Here is a 20,374-nt window from a genome sequence, read left to right on the forward strand (position 1 = left end):
GTAGTTATAAATAAATAATATTTTTTTGATAAATACATGTTCGTATTGTGTTAATAAATATCAGTCTAAATTAACCAATTAAATGGTTATTAGTAAACAATGTTATTAAATCAATTTTTATAACTGTAAAAGGTTTTTTTCTTACAAATTAATCTGCTAACTTGTAAATATCAATCACTAGTCTTACATTTAAACATGCAAGAAGATTTTTTACATTATCTCTGGAAGCTTAAAAAGTTTGATACTCAAAACTTAAAAACTACAAATGATGAAACAGTAGTAATAAATTCAGTAGGTACGCACAACCATCATGCTGGACCAGATTTTTTTAACGGTCAAATCACTATTGCTAATCAGCTTTGGGCAGGAAATATCGAGATACACATTAAATCTAGCGATTGGTTTGTGCATAATCATGAAGTAGATCCAAATTATGATAACGTAATATTACATGTGGTTTGGGAGCATGATACAGAAGTATTCCGTAAAAACAACACACCAATACCAACCATTCAACTTAGAGATTACGTATCTGTAAAAGCATTAAACAATTATTATAAATTATTTAATAAAAATCAAACCTGGATTAATTGCGAAAACACGATTGCTAACGTGGATTCTTTTACAGTTAATAATTGGTTAGAGCGTTTGTTTTTTGAACGTTTAGAACGTAAATCAAAAGAGATTGAAATCTTGCTGAAAACATCTAACAATAATTTTGAAGCAGTATTGTTTAAATTACTAGCTAAAAACTTTGGTTTAAAAGTTAATAGTGATGCGTTTTTAAGTCTAGCAAATAGTATTGATTTTTCAATAGTCAGAAAGCAACAAAATAATTTACAAAGTTTAGAGGCTTTATTTTTTGGTCAAGCTAATATGTTAGACAAAAATGTTCAAGAGGCATATTATATAAACCTTCAAAAAGATTATGCGTTTTTAAAGCAAAAATTTGGGTTAGAAAATAATGGTGTTATTCCGTTCCAGTTTTTAGATTACGACCACCAAATTTTCCAACCATAAGGTTATCGCAATTAGCAAATCTGTATCATGTGCACCAAAATTTGTTTTCAAAAGTCATATCGTTACAAACTTTGGAAGATAGTTATAAATTATTATCTGTAACAACATCTACTTTTTGGGAAAACCATTACACATTTGATAAAGTTTCAAAAACTAGTAAGAAGAAAATTACCAATAGTTTTATAGACTTACTGTTAATAAATACAATCATTCCGCTCAAATTCTGTTATGCAAAACAGCAAGGTAAAGCTGCAGAAGAAACTATTGTTAATTTTATGGAGCAATTAAAGCCAGAAAAAAATAACATTGTAGATAAGTTTAAAGTTTTAAAAGTAAAATCAAAATCAGCATTACAAAGTCAAGCTTTAATTCAACTTAAAAATAATTATTGCGACAAAAATTTGTGCTTAAAATGTGTAATTGGTAATTCTATACTAACGCAAAATTAATTATCTTGCAGTATGCAATTTTTATACAAACCGATACATTATTTTCAAAAACGTGGTTATCATGTTTGCCAGCGTATTGCAGACCGTTTAGGTATAAGAGCCAAAGTAGTACGTACTAGTTTTATGTATTTGACGTTTGCAACCCTAGGTTTTGGCTTTGCATTATATTTGTTTCTAGCCTTTTGGATGCGTATTAAAGATATTGTTTATACAAAACGATCTTCAGTTTTTGATCTTTAAAACCTTATGACTAACCCTTTAATTACTTTATATAGATCTAAAATTTACACAGCAATTTCGCTATTGATACTACTATTATTAGTTGGTGTTTTAGGGTTTAGAGTGATGTCCAATTACAGTTGGGTAGACGCTTTGTATATGACTGTAATTACAATTACAACCGTTGGTTTTGGAGAGGTACAACCTTTGGATGATGTCGCAAAAATCTTTACGATATTTTTAATATTAAATAGTGTTGTGATTTTAGGTTATGCACTATCTGTTATTACCGAATTTATTTTAAGTAAAAGTAATCTTGAAGAATTAAAACAAAAGAAAATGCAGAAAAAAATTGATGCACTTAGCAACCATATCATAATATGTGGTTACGGTAGAAACGGAAAGCAAGCAGCTACCAAGTTGTTAGCTCACAATAGATCTTTTGTTATTATTGAAAAAAATAAAGAAATTATTGAAAAATTTGAAGACGACAATACTCCATTTATTTTAGGTAACGCAAATGAAGATGAAATTTTACTTCAAGCTGGTATTGAAAGAGCTAGTACTTTAATATCTGCATTACCAAACGATGCTGATAACTTGTTTGTTGTATTATCAGCTAGACAGATGAAAAAAGATCTAAGGATCATTAGTCGTGCCTCTCAAGAAACATCTTATAATAAATTAAAATTGGCTGGAGCTAACAATGTTATTTTGCCAGACAGAATTGGTGGTGACCACATGGCATCCTTAGTAGTGGTTCCGGATTTAATAGAGTTTATAGATAACCTTGCTATCGTAGGTGAGGCTAACATTAATATAGAGGAAGTTCAGGTTGAAAAATTGTACAATCCCGATTCAGGTATTAAAACAATAAAAGATTTAGACTTACGTCACAAAACAGGTTGTACTGTTATTGGTTTTAAAAATGGTCATGGCGAATATATTGTAAACCCAGAAGCTGAACTTAAGTTAGTACCCAACTCAAAAGTTATTGTACTTGGTAGACCAGAACAAATTCAAAAATTAAACACCATATTTAGTATAGACTAAACAGGTATTTAACAGCTTTTCTTTTAAAAATCCATCATTTTTTTGCATATTGCTAATCTTAACTTTAAAAATAACTTATAAAACTTAATTATGAAGAAATATCTTCTCTCGATTTTTACTCTAATATTCCCACTTTTAAACTTTGCTCAAGACGAAGTTGGCATTGACCAAATGATTGACAAAAAGTTTGGAGACGCTACAGGCTGGTTTGTTGACTTTATTTTTTATCAAATTGATTTTGGTGGAGGAGTAAAAATTTTCTGGGTATTATTTCCGTTAATTTTAGGCGCACTTTACTTTACAGTATACTTTAAGTTTATCAATTTTAGAGGCTTTTTTACATCAGTAAATATTGTAAGAGGTAAATATGACGAACTTGATCATCATGAATCTTTGGTTGCAGCTGGTGACTCAACTCCTGGAGGAGATAATATAGAGACAATAGCTGTAGAAGATCACGAAGGTGAAGTGTCCCATTTTCAAGCCTTAACAGCAGCATTATCTGCAACCGTAGGTTTAGGTAATATTGCAGGTGTTGCAATTGCTGTATCTATTGGTGGTGCAGGTGCTACATTTTGGATGATTATTGCAGGTTTCTTAGGTATGGCTTCAAAGTTTGTGGAGTGTACACTTGGTGTTAAGTATAGAGATATTGGTGAAGACGGAACGGTATATGGAGGACCAATGTATTATTTAACTAAAGGTCTTAAATCTAAAGGTATGGCAGGTTTAGGTAAAGTACTTGCTGTCTTGTTTGCAATATTTGTTATTGGTGGTTCATTTGGAGGTGGTAACATGTTTCAAGTTAATCAAGCATTTCAATTAGTACAGAGCATCACAGGAGGTAATGAGTCTTTTCTAGCTGGTTACGGTTGGGTATTTGGTCTTGTTATGGCTATTTTAGTTGGAATTGTAATTATAGGAGGAATCAAAAAAATAGCTAAGGTAACAGACAAGATTGTACCATTTATGGTGTTAATATATGTTTTAGCATCATTATTTGTCATTTTTGCAAAATACGATATGATTGGAGATGCTTTTGCGCAAATCTGGAATGGAGCTTTTAGTCCTGAAGGAATTGCAGGTGGTGTTGTAGGAGTATTAGTGCAAGGGTTTAGACGAGCTGCGTTTTCAAACGAAGCAGGTATTGGATCGGCTTCTATTGCGCACTCGGCTGTAAAAACTAAATACGCAGCTAGTGAAGGTATGGTTGCTTTATTAGAGCCATTTATTGATACTGTAGTGGTTTGTACTATGACAGCCTTAGTATTAATTATTACAGGTTCGTTAACAGGTGCAGGACCATCTAGTGATGCAGAAGCTATTTTAATGACTTCAGGTGCTTTTGGTAGTGTTATTAGCTGGTTTCCTTATGTGTTAACAGTAGCAGTGGTATTATTTGCTTTTAGCTCTATGATCTCTTGGTCATATTATGGTTTCCAAGGTTGGTCTTTCCTTTTCGGAAGAACTAAAAAAGCTGAATACATTTATAAAGTTATCTTTTGTGTATTTGTAGTCATTGGTGCTGCTGCTAGTTTAGACTCAGTTATAGGTTTCTCAGATGCAATGGTATTTGCTATGATGGTTCCTAATATGATTGGTTTAGTATTATTAGCGCCTAAAGTAAAATCAGAATTAAATAAATATATGTTAGCAATTAAAAAAGGTGCTGAATAAATAAAATATTTAAAATGAATATCAAATCCCACTTCAAGTTTTCAAGACAACAACGAAGTGGGATTTTTTTATTACTACTACTTATTCTATCAATACAAATATTCTATCATTTTGTATTGCCTAAATTAATGGATGATAATCCAGAGTTTGATACAAAAGATAGTACTATAAATACATTTATAGCTCAAATTGATTCTTTAAAAGCAGTCGAGTTAGAAAACCGAAAACCTAAAATTAATCCTTTTAACCCTAACTTTATTTCAGACCATAAAGGATATGCATTAGGTATGACTAGTCAAGAAATTGATCGTTTGCTAGCTTTCAGAAAACAAAACAAGTGGATTAATTCTGTAAGTCAGTTTCAGTCTGTAACAAAGGTTTCAGATTCGTTATTAGCAAAAATATCTCCTTACTTTAAATTTCCGGATTGGGTAACAAACCCTAAACCCAAACAAAATAACTTTAGTCAGTCCTTTTCTAATTTACCAAAAACTGAAAGTCAAAAGTTAGATTTAAATTCAGCTACAGCTGAACAATTAGAAAAGGTATATGGTATAGGTCCATCTTATTCACAACGAATCATAAAATACAGACATAAAATAAACAGTTTCCATAGTTTTATAGAGTTACAAGAAGTGTATGGATTAACACCAGAAGTAATTCAAAATATTAAAAATAATTTTACTATAAAAACACCAAGAGCAATAACCAAAATTGCTTTAAATACAGCTACTAAAGATCAGTTGGTAACCATTAAGTACATTGATTACGAAGTAGCTCATAATATAATTGAAGAACGTACCTTACGTGATGGGTTTAAATCCATTGACGAATTAACAAAAGTTAACGGTTTTCCTGTTAATAAAATACAGATAATTAAGTTATCTTTACGTCTAGATTAAGACTTAACAATAACACAACGTATTATGGGAAATATGTACTTCAGTGAAGAGCATAATTTATTTAGAGAAAGTTTACGCGATTTTTTAATAAAAGAAGTCGTGCCTCACATTGATAAATGGGAAAAAACAGGTCAAATTGAACGCTTTATTTGGAAGAAAGTTGGAGATATGGGGTTTTTCGGAATCAATTATCCAGAACAATATGGAGGATTAGATTTAGATATTTTCTATATGGTAATTTTACTTGAAGAATTACAAAAAATAAACTCTGCTGGTTTCGCTGCTGCAATGTGGGCTCATGCTTATTTAGCAATGACGCATTTAAAAGCTGAAGGTAGTGAAGCAATAAAGCAAAAATATCTAACAGCAAGTATCGCTGGAGACATGATTGGATGTTTGTGTATTACTGAGCCTTTTGGTGGTAGTGATGTTGCAGGTATGAGATCTACAGCTGTAAAAAAAGGAGATACTTATGTAATTAATGGTTCTAAAACGTTTATTACAAACGGTGTGTATAGTGATTATCTTATAGTAGCTGCTAAAACTAACCCAGAATTAGGTAATAAAGGAATCAGTATTTTCTTAGTAGATAGAGATACACCTGGAGTGTCTGCTACAAAACTTGATAAATTAGGTTGGAGAGCATCAGATACTGGTGAAATAGCATTTGATAACGTAACCATTCCTGCGTCTAACTTAATGGGAGAAATAAATAAAGGATTTGCATACATTATGCAACACTTTGCTTCAGAAAGATTAATAATGGGTGTAAATGCACATGCTAGAGCAGAATTTGCTATTGATTACACCATGAAGTATATGTCAGAGCGTACAGCTTTTGGAAAAACTATAGATCGTTTTCAAGCATTAAGACATCGTCTTGCAGATCATATTACTGAAGTAGAAATATCTAAAACTTTTAACTACACAGTTGCTGATAGATTAGGTAAAGGTGAATATGTTGTTAAAGAAGCAACAATGTCAAAATTAAAGTCTACTAAAGTAGCAGATGACGTTATTTATGACTGTCTTCAGTTTTTAGGCGGTTATGGATATATGGAAGAATACCCATTGGCACGACTATTGCGTGATAGTAGACTAGGACCAATTGGTGGTGGTACCTCTGAAATTTTAAGAGAAATTATCGCTAAAATGGTAATAGACGGTAAAGATTATAAGCCAGCTACATAATATTAAGGTTATTATTTTAGCGAAAATTAGTCTTTTAATTATCGCTAAAATGGTAATAGACGGTAAAGATTATAAGTCAGCTACATAATATTAAGGTTATTATTTTAGCGAAAATTAGTCTTTTAATTATCGCTAAAATGGTAATAGATGGTAAAGACTATAAGCCAGCTACATAATATAAAGGTTGCTGTTTTAGCGAAAATTAGTTTTTAATTATCGCTAAAAGGTAATTGATGGTAAAGTTTTAAGATAGTTATATGATACAATATTGTTGTTTTAGCGGAAATTAGTTTTATAATTATCGCTAAAATGGTAATATTGTTTTCGATTTTAGTCTAGCCACATAAACTTATAAATACAATTATTTTAAAATGAAATTTTTAAACATTAAACCAACAGTAATTATAATATTGTTATTGTTTGGAAGCTTCTCTTTTGGACAAACCGAATTAAAAAATAAGATCGTTGACTTTATGACGATGATGCCAATAGAAAACGCAAGTGTTTATGTGCAAAATACAACCATAGGGACAATAACAAATGCAGATGGTAAATTTGTGTTGTTAGTTCCTAAAGAGTTTGAAAACGACTCCATAGTTGTGTCTTCAATTGGTTTTAAAAGTTTCAAAACAACTGTAGACCAATTTGATAATGACTTTGATATTTTACTTGAAGAAGATATCGCGTCTTTAGACGAAATTATGATAGTTGCAGAAAATAGGCCAACAACAGGTAACGACATTGTATTGCGTGCTTTAGAAAAATTACAAGGCAATTTACCGGAACTACCATATCTTCAAAAAGGATTTATAAGACATAAAGAAAGAAACAAAAAACAGTTTAAGTGGTTGGTTGAAAGCGCGATAACTTTATACGATGACTCAAGTTATGTGTCTGGCGGAAAAGACAATCTTAAAATCAATGTCGATCAAGTTAGAAAAAGTTATGACTTACGTGATGTTGATAGTTTATTTTCCTATTCAACTTACCTAAAATACAATGCTAACGTTAATTTAAGACCAAAAAATTTAAGACGTGATACTATTAAAAAAGAATCATTAATAAAGTCTATAAAATGGAACGATACGCGTGTCAATGGATTAGAAAATTTATTTAAAGGAAAATTGAACCTTGTTCGTAATTCAAAAAGTCCTAAAGCATTATTTGGTGACAACATTTTAAATACACATCAATTTAAATTAGATACTATTCTAGTAGATAACGAAAGAAAAATTTACAAGATTCAAATTAATAAAAGTGAAGATTTTGTTGGTTTAAATACCAAAGGGATTTATAATGAAGGTTATATTGCTGGTGGCTGGATTTATATTTATTGGGATAATTTTGCTATTAAAAAAATTGAATACCAACTTAAAGCAGGATCTAAAGCTCAAAAAGCAGAAGTAAAACGTTATTTGATACTCAAATTAATCACAAATTAGTGATCTCTTACACAGAGTATCAAGATAGGATGTATCCAAATTATATTTACTATGAAACACCTAAATTAGTAAATGTAGGATATAAACCAACGGGTAAAATTAATAAAGAAGAAGAAGCGCAGTTTAATAAAGAAGAACGTTTTTATTATACAGTACAAGAGATTTTATTCACAGAAATAATTCAAGACCAAGAAAAAGTCGAAACAGCATTACAACAAAATTGGGATCCAGATATTTTTTCAGTTAAACCTTATGACAAACAGTTTTGGGATAATTACAATACTTTACTAGAGAGTGAAGAAGATGAAAAATTAATTAAAGATCTAACCAAAAGATCTTCTTTGTTCAAAAAAGAATAAAGATACTAAAAGTGTAATTATATCAAAAAAACTATATAGTTTTGGTTATTTGATAAAATAAGATGCTTTTTTTAATTATTTATCAACACGAAAAGGTTTTCGTGATTTAATATGTTTTGTTTTTGAAGTGTGATGGATTAGTTTTAGGTATAATCTAATCCCAAATAACATGAAAAAACTAAAGTTAATAATACTGTACGTCTCGATTGTCTTTACTTACAGTTGTAGTAATGACGACGTACTTACAGATTCTGTAGAAGAAAAATCCGTAAACAATACTAGTAGTCAAAGAGCAGGTTTAAAACCCATTGGCTCGGGTGTAATGATGCAAGCTTTTTATTGGGACGTTCCAGCTGGTGGTAATTGGTGGAATACAGTAAAATCAAAAGTTCAAGATTGGAGTAATGCAGGTATAGATGCTATTTGGTTACCACCTGTATCAAAAGCACAAAATGGTCCATTTTCTATGGGTTATGATCCTTTTGATTATTACGATTTTGGAGAATACGACCAAATGGGAAGTATAGAAACTAGATTCGGTTCTAAAACAGAACTCGTGTCATTAATAGATTCAGCACATCAAAGTGGACTAAGTGTTATTGCTGATATTGTAATTAATCATAATAGTGGAGGTAATAGCGAAGCAAACCCATATACAGGAGGAGGCACATGGACAGATTTTAATCCACTTTCTGGTAAATTTTACAGATCAGCAACAGATTTTCATCCTAATAATGCACATTCAAACGATTCTGGAGTTTTTGGAGGCTTCCCTGATTTATGTCATAATCAATTATACGTTCAAGATTGGTTATGGAAAAATTCAAATAGTGTCGCTAAATACTATAGAGACGTTATAGGTTTCGATGGTTGGCGATTTGATTATGTTAAAGGTTTCGAGCCATGGGTAGTTAAGGCTTGGAAGGATGAAGTTGGTGGTTTTTCAGTCGGAGAATATTGGGACAGTAATGTTTCGACATTAGATTGGTGGACAAATACTGCAAATGCAAGTGCTTTTGATTTTGCTTGTTATTATAAAATGAAAGACGCTTTTATGGGGAATAACTTAAATGCATTAAATGATAATATGCTTTGGAAACAAAACGCATCAAAAGCAATGACATTTGTTACCAACCATGATACTGATGAGATTATAAATAATAAGATTTTAGCCTATGCCTATATTTTAACACATGAAGGGTATCCAACTATTTTTTATAAAGATTATGAAGAGTGGTTAAATAAAGCAAGTCTAAATAACTTAATTTGGATTCATAATAATTTTGCAAGCGGTAGCACATCTATTTTACATGTAGATAATGACGAATATATTGCAAAACGTAACGGTAATAATTCCTCAGGTTTAATCGTCTATATTAATAACTCTGATGCTTGGCAAGAAAGGTGGGTAGAAACTAATTGGTCAAGTACTACTATAAAAGATTATACTGGACATTCAAGTTGGCAACCAGTAACACAATCAGGAAAGTGGGTTAAAATACAAGCACCTCCTAAAAGTTATTCTGTTTGGTCAACATTGTAAGTCGTTAAGTTATTTTAAAAATAAAATTGAGAATTTTAAATTAGTTATTATATTTGCACCTCAAAATTTTAAAAGAGAGGAGGTTAAGACACTATGTTAGTAATACCAATTAAACAAGGAGAAAATATAGAAAGAGCTTTAAAACGCTACAAACGTAAGTTTGATAAAACTGGTACAAGACGAGCTTTACAAGGTCGTAAACAGTTTTTAAAACCTTCAGTACAAAACAGAGCTAAAGTGCAAAAAGCGCAATACGTTCAATTATTAAGAGATCAAGAAGCAGTATAATTTCTCTGATATTATAATAATTAAAATCCCACTTTATTTTTAGTGGGATTTTTTTGTTTTACGTGTAGTCAATTACAAAACACTATATTTATAAATATAAAATAACTTCAATCAATGTTACTTAATGCTTTTATAGACTATTTATTGCTTGAAAAAAATATTCCAAGCTAACGGTCAATGCCTATAATAAAGATATTCAGTCTTTTTTACTTTTTTTACAGGAACAAGATGCTTTAAACTCCATTACAGAGGTTAATTATGCACAAATCAGACCGTGGATTATTAATTTAGTAGAAAGTGGCTTAACCAATAGAAGTATAAATAGAAAAGTGTCTGCATTAAATAGTTTTTATAAATTTCTATTAAAAATAGAAGAAGTAAAAGTTAATCCGCTTTCTAAACACAAAGCTTTAAAAACAAGTAAAAAACTACAAATACCTTTTTCTGAAAAAGAAATAGAAACAGTTCTAGATAAAATTAGTTTAGCTTCAGGATTTGAAGGCTTAAGAAATAAATTAATTATTGAATTGTTTTATTCTACAGGAATAAGACGTATTGAGTTAATAAATATTAAACTAAGTGATGTTGATTTAGAAAACAAAACCATCAAAATTTTAGGTAAACGAAACAAAGAAAGATTAATTCCGCTGTTAAATTCTGTAATTAATAGTATTCAAAAGTATCTTGAAGTTAGAAAACAACTAGAATTAATAGATGATGATCAATATTTGTTTTTAACAAAAAAGGGAGTTAAAATATACGAAACTCTTGTTTACAGAATTATAAATGATTACTTTAGTATAGCTTCGAGTAAGGTCAAAAAAAGCCCACACATACTTAGACATTCATTTGCAACGCATCTATTAAATCAAGGAGCAGAGTTAAATGCTGTCAAAGAGTTATTAGGACATTCAAGTTTAGCTGCAACACAAGTCTATACACACAACAGTATAGCGCAATTAAAAAAAGTGTATGCTAAAAGCCATCCAAGAAGTAAAAAATAAATGTTTAACCACAAAAAATTAAATTATGAAGGTAAACACACAAGCAATCAATTTTAATGCAGAGCCACAGTTGTTGGAGTTTATTCAAAAAAGAATGAATAAGCTAGAATTGTATTATGATAAAGTCATTCAGTCTGAGGTATACCTCAAAGTTGAAAAAAGAAGTAATAAGCTTAATAAAATTTTTGAAGCTAAGATAAATATACCTGGAGATAGTTTAGTAGTTAAAAAACAATGTAAGTCTTTTGAAGAGGGTACAGATACAGCAATTGCTTCACTTCAACGTCAATTAAAAAAGCGAAAACAAAAAATTAGAGAAAAATTTTAAAATATTTTAAAAAAATGTTTTGAATAATTAAATAAATATTTACATTTGCAGTCCGTTAGAAATAGCGGGCTTTTTTTAGAAGTAAAAACAGTAAAAAAAAGCCGATGTAGCTCAGCTGGCTAGAGCAGCTGATTTGTAATCAGCAGGTCGTGGGTTCGAGTCCCTCCATCGGCTCAAAAAAATAAAATTAATTCATAAATGTTTTAGTTTTATTTAAGTTCTTTAATAGAGTGAAAGTTTAAAAAAGGGGAGATACTCAAGCGGCCAACGAGGGCAGACTGTAAATCTGCTGACTACGTCTTCGCAGGTTCGAATCCTGCTCTCCCCACTTTTTTTGAAAAGTATTTTTTAAACTTAAATAAGAATTTTAAATAATTGCGAGAGTAGCTCAGTTGGTAGAGCGTCAGCCTTCCAAGCTGAATGTCGCCGGTTCGAACCCGGTCTCTCGCTCTAATATTTAAGCCGGTGTAGCTCAGGGGTAGAGCGTTTCCTTGGTAAGGAAGAGGTCACGGGTTCAATTCCCGTCATTGGCTCAATTTAAAGACAATAAGTAAGAATACACTAATATTATTATATAACTAAGATTAAATTATTAAAACATGGCAAAGGCAACTTTCGATCGTTCAAAACCACACTTAAATATTGGTACAATTGGACACGTAGATCACGGTAAAACAACTTTAACTGCTGCTATTACTAAAGTATTAGCTGATGCAGGTTTATCAGAAGCAAGAGATTTCGATACTATCGATAACGCTCCTGAAGAAAAAGAAAGAGGTATTACAATTAATACTTCACACGTAGAATATCAAACAGCTAATCGTCACTATGCACACGTTGACTGTCCAGGTCACGCCGATTACGTAAAAAACATGGTAACAGGTGCTGCTCAAATGGATGGTGCTATCTTAGTAGTAGCTGCAACAGATGGACCAATGCCACAAACTCGTGAGCACATCTTATTAGGTCGTCAGGTTGGTATCCCAAGAATCGTAGTGTTCTTAAACAAAGTGGATATGGTTGATGATGAAGAATTACTTGAATTAGTAGATATGGAAGTAAGAGAATTACTTTCTTTCTATGAGTATGATGGTGATAATGGACCTGTAGTGTCAGGTTCTGCATTAGGAGCTTTAAATGGTGAGCAAAAATGGGTTGATACTGTTATGGAATTAATGGCAGCTGTTGATGCATGGATTGAAGAGCCAGTTCGTGATATGGACAAGCCTTTCTTAATGCCTATTGAAGATGTATTCTCTATTACAGGTCGTGGTACAGTAGCAACTGGACGTATCGAAACTGGTGTAGCTAATACAGGAGATCCTGTTGAAATCATTGGTATGGGAGCTGAAAAGTTAACATCTACAATCACAGGTATCGAGATGTTCCGTCAAATATTAGATAGAGGAGAAGCTGGAGATAACGCTGGTATCCTATTAAGAGGTATTGAGAAGTCTCAAATCTCAAGAGGTATGGTTATTACTAAGCCAGGTTCTGTAACACCTCACGCTAAATTCAAAGCAGAGGTTTATATCCTTAAAAAAGAAGAAGGTGGACGTCACACTCCATTCCATAATAACTACCGTCCTCAGTTCTACGTACGTACAACTGATGTAACAGGAAACATTGCTTTACCTGATGGAGTAGAAATGGTTATGCCTGGAGATAACTTAACAATTACTGTTGAGCTTATTAATACTATTGCAATGAATGTTGGACTACGTTTCGCTATACGTGAAGGTGGTAGAACTGTAGGTGCAGGTCAGGTAACTGAAATTTTAGACTAAATTATAGTTTATAAAATATAAAATTAAGGTGCTTTGTTGTCAAAGTGCCTTGATTTATATTTACGGGTTTAGCTCAGTTGGTAGAGCACTGGTCTCCAAAACCAGGTGTCGGGAGTTCGAGTCTCTCAACCCGTGCAAATTAAAACAAGTTATATTTTACTTGTTTTGAAATAGTATAATTATCTTCTTCTAAAAAGAAGATGTTAAATGGACAATATGGCTGGAATAGTAAATTATATAAAAGAATCATTCGGAGAGTTGAAAAATAATGTGACTTGGACACCTTGGTCAGAAGCACAAAGTTTAACAATCTTAGTGGCTGTTTTTTCAATTATATTCTCATTAGCAATTTGGGGAATTGATACTGTTTTTAGTAAAGTTATTAGTTTATATTTTAATCTTATAACAGGATAGGTTTTTATGGCTGAAGTTGGAGAAAAAAATGGTACGTAGTTAGAGCTGTAAGTGGTCAAGAAAATAAAATTAAAACTTATATCGAAAACGAGATTGCTAGATTAGGTATGCAAGATTATGTTGAGCAAGTTTTAGTGCCAACAGAAAACGTTGTTCAAATTCGTAATGGTAAAAAAATCAATAAAGAAAAAGTTTACTTTAGTGGTTATATCATGATTAAAGCTAATCTTACTGGAGAAGTACCTCATATTATTAGATCAATTACAAATGTAATTGGTTTTTTAGGTGCTACTAAAGGTGGTGATCCTTTACCTTTAAGACAATCTGAAGTTAACAGGATGTTAGGTAAAGTTGATGAGTTGTCAGTTGATGCAGATGTAAATGTTGCTATACCATATACAAAAGGTGAAACTGTTAAAGTTATCGATGGACCTTTTAATGGTTTTGATGGAACTATTGAAAATATCAATGAAGAAAAACGTAAGTTAGAAGTAATGGTTAAGATTTTTGGAAGAAAAACACCATTAGAGTTAAGTTACATGCAAGTAGAAAAAATATAATAAGTGTTACACTAATATATGTTGGTTAAGCTTCCACTTAACTAAAAACATCAAATTAATTTATTTAAAATGGCAAAAGAACTAGGAAAAGTAGTTAAACTACAAGTTAGGGGAGGTGCAGCGAATCCTTCGCCACCGGTTGGACCCGCTCTAGGTGCTGCAGGAGTAAATATCATGGAGTTTTGTAAGCAATTTAATGCTAGAACTCAAGATAAAGCTGGTAAAGTTTTACCAGTGGTGATTTCTGTTTACAAAGACAAATCATTTGACTTTGTAATCAAGACTCCACCTGCTGCTGTACAGTTATTAGAAGCGGCCAAAGTAAAGAAAGGTTCGGGAGAACCACACGTAAAGAAAGTTGCAAAAGTTTCTTGGGATCAAATCAAAACTATTGCTGAAGACAAAATGGTAGATTTAAATGCATTTACTATAGATTCTGCAATGAAGATGATTGCTGGTACTGCAAGATCTATGGGTATAACTGTTAAAGGTGGTGATGCACCAAATTAACCTAAAAAGATTTTAAAAATGGCAAGATTAACAAGAAAACAAAAAGAAGCTGTAGCAAAAATTGAAAAGGATAAAGTATATTCTTTACAAGAGGCTTCAGCATTAGTAAAAGAAATAACTAATACTAAGTTTGACGCATCAGTTGATTTAGCAATTCGTTTAGGGGTTGACCCAAGAAAAGCTAATCAAATGGTTAGAGGTGTAGTATCTCTTCCTCATGGAACAGGTAAGGACACTAAAGTATTAGCATTAGTAACTCCAGATAAAGAAGCAGAAGCTAAAGAAGCTGGTGCTGATTATGTAGGTTTAGATGAGTACCTTGATAAAATCAAGAGTGGTTGGACAGACGTAGATGTAATCATTACTATGCCTAGCGTTATGGGTAAATTAGGTCCTTTAGGACGTGTATTAGGTCCTCGTGGTTTAATGCCTAACCCTAAGACTGGTACTGTAACAATGGATGTTGCAAAAGCTGTTACAGAGGTTAAAGCTGGTAAAATTGACTTTAAAGTTGATAAAACTGGTATCGTTCACGCTTCAATTGGAAAAGCATCTTTTAGTGCTGATAAAATTCAAGATAACGCAAACGAATTATTAACAACAATTATGAAACTTAAACCGACAACTGCAAAGGGAGTTTATGTAAAAAGCATTTTTATGTCTTCTACAATGAGTCCTAGTATAGCTGTTGATACTAAAATAGGTTAAGTAGTTAAAAACTTTATATTATGACAAGAGAAGATAAATCACAAGTAATTAAAGACTTAACTGCACAATTAGCTGACAATTCTAATATCTACATAGCAGATATATCAGGTTTAAACGCAGGAACTACATCAGACTTACGTCGTGCTTGTTTTAAAGCAAACATACAATTATCTGTTGTAAAAAATACATTACTTGAAAAAGCGATGGAAGCTTCGGATAGAGATTTCGGAGATTTACCATCTGTATTAAAAGGAAATACATCTGTGATGTATTCTGAAACTGGAAATGCTCCAGCTAAATTAATCAAAGCTTTCAGAAAAAAATCTGAAAAGCCTTTATTAAAAGGTGCTTTTATTGAAGAAGCTGTTTATTTAGGAGATAACCAGTTAGATATGTTAGTGGACATCAAGTCTAGAGAAGAGTTAATTGGTGATATCATTGGATTATTACAATCACCAGCTAAAAACGTTGTTTCAGCTCTTAAATCTAGTGGAGGAACACTTTCAGGTATCTTAAAAACATTATCTCAAAAAGAGGGATAATTTTAAAAGAACGCACTTTTACAATTATATATTATTAAAAAATTATTAAAACGATAGAAAAATGGCAGATTTAAAAGATTTCGCAGAACAATTAGTTAACCTTACTGTAAAAGAAGTAAATGAGTTAGCTACTATTTTAAAAGATGAATATGGTATCGAGCCTGCAGCTGCTGCTGTAGCTGTTGCAGCTGGTCCTGCTGCAGGAGGTGATGCTGCTGAAGAGCAAACTGAATTTGATGTTATATTAAAGGCAGCTGGTGGTTCTAAATTAGCAGTAGTTAAATTAGTTAAAGAATTAACTGGTTTAGGTTTAAAAGAAGCTAAAGGATTAGTTGATGGAGCACCAAGCCCAATTAAAGAAGCAGTGTCTAAAGACGAAGCTGAAGCTTTAAAAACTTCATTAGAAGAAGCAGGAGCAGAGGTTGAGCTTAAGTAAGCTTACCACATAATTTTACAAAGGTTTAGGTCTGAAGCATGCGCTTTAAGACCTAAACCATTTGTCGTATATAGTGATTAGCTATATAAAATAATATTTTTTTAATCAAAATTTCGTCCATTGATGTTAGTAACACAAGCTGAAAGATTAAATTTCTCGTCTATAATAAATAGAACAGAGTACCCAGATTTCATGGATATTCAGATTAAATCCTTTCAGGATTTTTTCCAGTTAGAAACAAAATCTGAAGAAAGAGGTGATGAAGGTTTATATAACACCTTCATGGAAAACTTTCCTATTACAGACACACGTAATCAATTCGTTTTAGAATTTTTAGATTACTTTATTGATCCACCAAGATACGCTATTGAAGAATGTATTGAAAGAGGACTAACCTATAGCGTTCCGCTAAAAGCAAGGTTAAAGTTATATTGTACAGACCCTGAACATGAGGATTTCGAGACCATTGTCCAGGATGTGTATTTAGGAACTATACCTTACATGACTCCTTCTGGTACTTTTTGTATTAACGGAGCAGAACGTGTAGTAGTATCTCAATTACATAGATCTCCAGGTGTCTTTTTTGGACAGTCTTTCCATGCAAATGGAACCAAATTATATTCAGCTAGAGTTATTCCTTTTAAAGGATCATGGATAGAATTCGCTACAGATATTAACCAAGTAATGTATGCTTACATTGATAGAAAGAAAAAGTTACCTGTAACTACTCTTTTTAGAGCTATTGGTTTTGAGCGTGATAAAGACATATTAGAAATTTTTGATCTTGCTGAAGAAGTTAAAGTTTCTAAATCAGGTCTTAAAAAAATTATTGGTCGTAAACTTGCTGCACGTGTACTTAACACATGGCATGAAGATTTCGTTGATGAGGATACAGGTGAAGTAGTATCTATCGAACGTAACGAAATTGTTTTAGATCGTGATACAGAATTAGATAAAGAAAATATTGAAGAAATTCTTGAAATTGATGTAAAAACTATCCTTATTCACAAGGAAACTGCACAACAAGGAGATTACGCAATTATACATAATACACTTCAAAAAGATCCAACAAATTCTGAAAAAGAAGCTGTAGAACATATTTACCGTCAACTACGTAATGCTGAGCCGCCAGATGAAGAAACTGCACGTGGTATTATTGACAAATTATTCTTTAGTGACCAACGTTACTCTCTAGGAGAAGTAGGTCGTTATAGAATGAACAAAAAATTACAATTAGATATCGGAATGGATAAGCAAGTGCTTACTAAAGAAGATATCATTACTATAATAAAATACTTAATCGAGCTTATTAATTCTAAAGCAGAGATTGATGATATTGATCACTTATCTAACCGTCGTGTACGTACAGTAGGAGAACAGTTATCATCTCAGTTTGGTGTTGGTCTTGCTCGTATGGCACGTACTATTCGTGAGCGTATGAACGTTCGTGATAACGAGGTTTTTACACCTATTGACTTAATTAATGCTAAGACTTTGTCGTCAGTAATTAATTCTTTCTTTGGTACAAACCAGTTATCTCAGTTTATGGACCAAACTAATCCATTAGCCGAGATAACACACAAACGTCGTTTATCTGCATTAGGACCAGGAGGTTTATCCAGAGAAAGAGCAGGATTCGAGGTTCGAGATGTTCACTATACTCACTACGGAAGACTTTGTCCAATTGAAACTCCTGAGGGACCAAACATTGGATTAATATCTTCATTATCTGTATATGCTAAGGTAAATTCAATGGGATTCATTGAAACCCCTTATAGAAAAGTTACAGATGGTGTTGTTGATATTAAAAGTGCTCCAACATATTTAAGTGCTGAAGAAGAAGAAGAAAAATTAATCGCTCAAGCAACTGTAAAAGTTGATGAAGATGGTAAAATTTTACATGATAAAGTAATTGCTAGAATGGAAGGTGACTTCCCAGTAATGGATCCAAAAGACATCCATTATACAGATGTAGCACCAAATCAAATTTCATCTATATCAGCGTCTTTAATTCCTTTCTTAGAACATGATGATGCCAACCGTGCATTGATGGGATCAAACATGATGCGTCAGGCTGTACCTTTATTACGTCCTCAAGCTCCTATTGTTGGAACTGGATTAGAAAGACAAGTAGCATCTGATTCTCGTGTTTTAATTAATGCAGAAGGTGAAGGTGTTGTACAATACGTTGATGCAAACGAAATTGTAATTAAATACGAAAGAACTGATGATGAAGCAAAAGTAAGTTTTGATAGTGATATTAAGACTTATCCATTAGTTAAATTTAGAAAAACTAACCAAGGTACTTCTATAAACCTTAAACCTATCGTTAAAAAAGGTGATAAAGTATCTAAAGGTCAAGTCTTATCTGAGGGTTATGCCACTCAAAAAGGTGAATTAGCTTTAGGTAGAAACATGAAAGTAGCCTTCATGCCTTGGAAAGGGTATAACTTTGAGGATGCCATTGTGATTTCGGAAAAAGTTGTTCGTGAAGATATATTTACTTCTATACACATCGACGAGTATTCTCTTGATGTAAGAGATACAAAATTAGGTAACGAAGAGTTAACAAATGATATTCCTAACGTTTCTGAAGAGGCTACAAAAGACCTTGATGAAAACGGTATGATCCGTATTGGAGCAGAAGTTAAACCTGGTGATATATTAATTGGTAAAATTACTCCTAAAGGAGAATCTGATCCAACACCAGAAGAAAAACTTTTACGTGCCATTTTTGGAGATAAAGCAGGAGATGTTAAAGATGCTTCATTAAAAGCTTCTCCATCATTACATGGTGTTGTTATTAATAAAAAATTATTTTCTAGAGCAGTAAAAGATAAAAGAAAGAGAGCTCAGGATAAAGAAGATATTAATAAGTTAGAGAATTTATATTATACTAAATTTGATGAATTACAGTCTGTATTAGTTGAAAAACTTTTCACTATTGTAAACGGTAAAACATCTCAAGGTATTTATAATGATTTAGGTGAAGAAGTATTACCAAAAGGTAAAAAATTCACTTTAAAAATGTTAAATGCTGTTGATGATTATACTCACTTAACTGGTGGTACATGGACAACAGATGACCATACTAACAAATTAGTTGCAGATTTAATTCACAACTACAAGATTAAAGAAAACGATTTACAAGGGTCTCTTAGACGTGAGAAGTTTACTATATCAGTAGGAGATGAGTTACCAGCAGGTATCATCAAATTAGCCAAAGTTTATATCGCTAAAAAACGTAAGTTAAAAGTAGGTGATAAAATGGCAGGACGACATGGTAACAAAGGTATTGTTGCACGTATTGTACGTCAAGAAGATATGCCTTTCTTAGAAGATGGAACTCCAGTTGATATTGTATTAAATCCATTAGGTGTACCATCTCGTATGAACATCGGACAGATTTATGAAACCGTTTTAGGTTGGGCTGGACAAGACTTAGGTCGTACTTATGCTACTCCAATTTTTGATGGTGCAACAATAGATCAAATCAACGAGTTAACTGATGAAGCTGGTATCCCTAGATATGGTCATACATATTTATATGATGGTGGAACTGGAGATCGTTTTGATCAACCTGCAACAGTAGGAGTTATCTACATGCTTAAATTAGGGCACATGGTAGATGATAAGATGCACGCTCGTTCAATAGGACCATATTCATTAATTACTCAACAACCTTTAGGTGGTAAAGCACAATTTGGAGGTCAACGTTTTGGAGAAATGGAAGTTTGGGCTCTTGAGGCTTATGGAGCATCAGCAACGTTAAGAGAAATCTTAACAGTAAAATCTGATGACGTAGTAGGTAGAGCTAAAACTTACGAAGCTATTGTTAAAGGAGAACCAATGCCAGAACCTGGATTACCAGAATCTTTCAACGTATTAATGCACGAATTGAAAGGATTAGGATTAGACATTAGATTAGAAGAATAATTTTAA

19 protein-coding genes, 5 tRNA genes and 2 pseudogenes are annotated in these 20,374 nt (G+C 32.2%); all 26 read left to right on the top strand.

Translation table 11 applies throughout. From position 1 onward, the window contains the following. Positions 1-195 precede the first annotated feature (195 nt). A pseudogene (locus AC0L4B_RS08000) lies at positions 196-1,469 on the top strand (DUF2851 family protein). A gap of 12 nt (positions 1,470-1,481) precedes the next feature. After that, positions 1,482-1,709, top strand: a complete 228-nt coding sequence (locus AC0L4B_RS08005) for a PspC domain-containing protein (protein WP_473439312.1) — start codon at positions 1,482-1,484, stop codon at positions 1,707-1,709. Positions 1,710-1,715: 6 nt separating this feature from the next. Next, entirely contained in the window at positions 1,716-2,741 is a 1,026-nt protein-coding gene (locus tag AC0L4B_RS08010) for a potassium channel family protein (RefSeq protein WP_473439313.1), read from the top strand. A 90-nt stretch (positions 2,742-2,831) separates the two neighbouring features. Next, positions 2,832-4,418 (top strand): alanine/glycine:cation symporter family protein, encoded by a 1,587-nt coding sequence (locus tag AC0L4B_RS08015; RefSeq protein ID WP_473439314.1) that lies wholly within the window; start codon positions 2,832-2,834, stop codon positions 4,416-4,418. A 14-nt stretch (positions 4,419-4,432) separates the two neighbouring features. Beyond that, positions 4,433-5,320 (top strand): ComEA family DNA-binding protein, encoded by an 888-nt coding sequence (locus AC0L4B_RS08020; RefSeq protein WP_473439315.1) that lies wholly within the window; start codon positions 4,433-4,435, stop codon positions 5,318-5,320. A gap of 24 nt (positions 5,321-5,344) precedes the next feature. Further along, positions 5,345-6,511 carry an acyl-CoA dehydrogenase family protein gene (locus AC0L4B_RS08025; protein WP_473439316.1) on the top strand — a complete coding sequence of 389 codons (1,167 nt, stop codon included), beginning with the start codon at positions 5,345-5,347 and terminating at the stop codon, positions 6,509-6,511. Between the two features lie 371 nt (positions 6,512-6,882). Then, entirely contained in the window at positions 6,883-7,953 is a 1,071-nt protein-coding gene (locus AC0L4B_RS08030; RefSeq protein ID WP_473439317.1) for a carboxypeptidase-like regulatory domain-containing protein, read from the top strand. Continuing rightward, positions 7,953-8,312 carry a hypothetical protein gene (locus AC0L4B_RS08035; protein WP_473439318.1) on the top strand — a complete coding sequence of 120 codons (360 nt, stop codon included), beginning with the start codon at positions 7,953-7,955 and terminating at the stop codon, positions 8,310-8,312. The genes AC0L4B_RS08030 and AC0L4B_RS08035 overlap by 1 nt, the downstream gene beginning before the upstream one ends. Before the next feature lie 169 nt (positions 8,313-8,481). Next, positions 8,482-9,855: an alpha-amylase gene (locus AC0L4B_RS08040; RefSeq protein WP_473439319.1), complete on the top strand. Its 1,374-nt coding sequence runs from the start codon at positions 8,482-8,484 to the stop codon at positions 9,853-9,855. 93 nt (positions 9,856-9,948) lie between these two features. Further along, positions 9,949-10,143, top strand: a complete 195-nt coding sequence (gene rpsU / locus AC0L4B_RS08045) for a 30S ribosomal protein S21 (RefSeq protein WP_028290303.1) — start codon at positions 9,949-9,951, stop codon at positions 10,141-10,143. 194 nt (positions 10,144-10,337) lie between these two features. Next, a pseudogene (locus AC0L4B_RS08050) lies at positions 10,338-10,448 on the top strand (tyrosine-type recombinase/integrase); the annotation flags it as partial. A 24-nt stretch (positions 10,449-10,472) separates the two neighbouring features. After that, positions 10,473-11,147 carry a tyrosine-type recombinase/integrase gene (locus AC0L4B_RS08055; protein ID WP_473439320.1) on the top strand — a complete coding sequence of 225 codons (675 nt, stop codon included), beginning with the start codon at positions 10,473-10,475 and terminating at the stop codon, positions 11,145-11,147. Between the two features lie 25 nt (positions 11,148-11,172). Continuing rightward, complete coding sequence (hpf, locus tag AC0L4B_RS08060; RefSeq protein ID WP_473439321.1) at positions 11,173-11,475, top strand: ribosome hibernation-promoting factor, HPF/YfiA family; 303 nt, start codon at positions 11,173-11,175, stop codon at positions 11,473-11,475. Between the two features lie 100 nt (positions 11,476-11,575). Next, a tRNA-Thr gene (locus AC0L4B_RS08065) sits at positions 11,576-11,649 on the top strand. A gap of 72 nt (positions 11,650-11,721) precedes the next feature. After that, positions 11,722-11,803 (top strand) — tRNA-Tyr (locus AC0L4B_RS08070). Between the two features lie 49 nt (positions 11,804-11,852). After that, a tRNA-Gly gene (locus AC0L4B_RS08075) sits at positions 11,853-11,925 on the top strand. 11 nt (positions 11,926-11,936) lie between these two features. Then, a tRNA-Thr gene (locus tag AC0L4B_RS08080) sits at positions 11,937-12,008 on the top strand. 66 nt (positions 12,009-12,074) lie between these two features. Continuing rightward, the gene (gene tuf / locus AC0L4B_RS08085) at positions 12,075-13,262 is read left to right on the top strand and encodes an elongation factor Tu (protein WP_028606821.1); all 1,188 of its coding nucleotides are present in this window, start codon (positions 12,075-12,077) and stop codon (positions 13,260-13,262) included. A 62-nt stretch (positions 13,263-13,324) separates the two neighbouring features. Then, positions 13,325-13,397: transfer RNA gene (locus AC0L4B_RS08090), tRNA-Trp, on the top strand. Between the two features lie 81 nt (positions 13,398-13,478). Further along, the gene (gene secE / locus AC0L4B_RS08095) at positions 13,479-13,676 is read left to right on the top strand and encodes a preprotein translocase subunit SecE (RefSeq protein WP_028290299.1); all 198 of its coding nucleotides are present in this window, start codon (positions 13,479-13,481) and stop codon (positions 13,674-13,676) included. A 68-nt stretch (positions 13,677-13,744) separates the two neighbouring features. Further along, on the top strand, positions 13,745-14,236 hold the full coding sequence (nusG, locus tag AC0L4B_RS08100) for a transcription termination/antitermination protein NusG (protein ID WP_473439417.1): 492 nt from the start codon (positions 13,745-13,747) through the stop codon (positions 14,234-14,236). A 69-nt stretch (positions 14,237-14,305) separates the two neighbouring features. Further along, positions 14,306-14,746, top strand: a complete 441-nt coding sequence (gene rplK / locus AC0L4B_RS08105) for a 50S ribosomal protein L11 (RefSeq protein WP_028290297.1) — start codon at positions 14,306-14,308, stop codon at positions 14,744-14,746. 18 nt (positions 14,747-14,764) lie between these two features. After that, a complete protein-coding gene (gene rplA, locus AC0L4B_RS08110; protein WP_473439322.1) occupies positions 14,765-15,454 on the top strand; it encodes a 50S ribosomal protein L1 in 690 nt (229 codons plus the stop codon). A gap of 20 nt (positions 15,455-15,474) precedes the next feature. After that, complete coding sequence (gene rplJ / locus AC0L4B_RS08115; protein ID WP_028290295.1) at positions 15,475-15,996, top strand: 50S ribosomal protein L10; 522 nt, start codon at positions 15,475-15,477, stop codon at positions 15,994-15,996. Between the two features lie 61 nt (positions 15,997-16,057). Continuing rightward, complete coding sequence (rplL, locus tag AC0L4B_RS08120; protein ID WP_028290294.1) at positions 16,058-16,432, top strand: 50S ribosomal protein L7/L12; 375 nt, start codon at positions 16,058-16,060, stop codon at positions 16,430-16,432. 123 nt (positions 16,433-16,555) lie between these two features. Then, entirely contained in the window at positions 16,556-20,368 is a 3,813-nt protein-coding gene (gene rpoB, locus AC0L4B_RS08125) for a DNA-directed RNA polymerase subunit beta (RefSeq protein WP_028290293.1), read from the top strand. The last annotated feature ends 6 nt before the right edge of the window (positions 20,369-20,374 follow it).

Source organism: Olleya sp. NP1-10, from assembly GCF_055804415.1.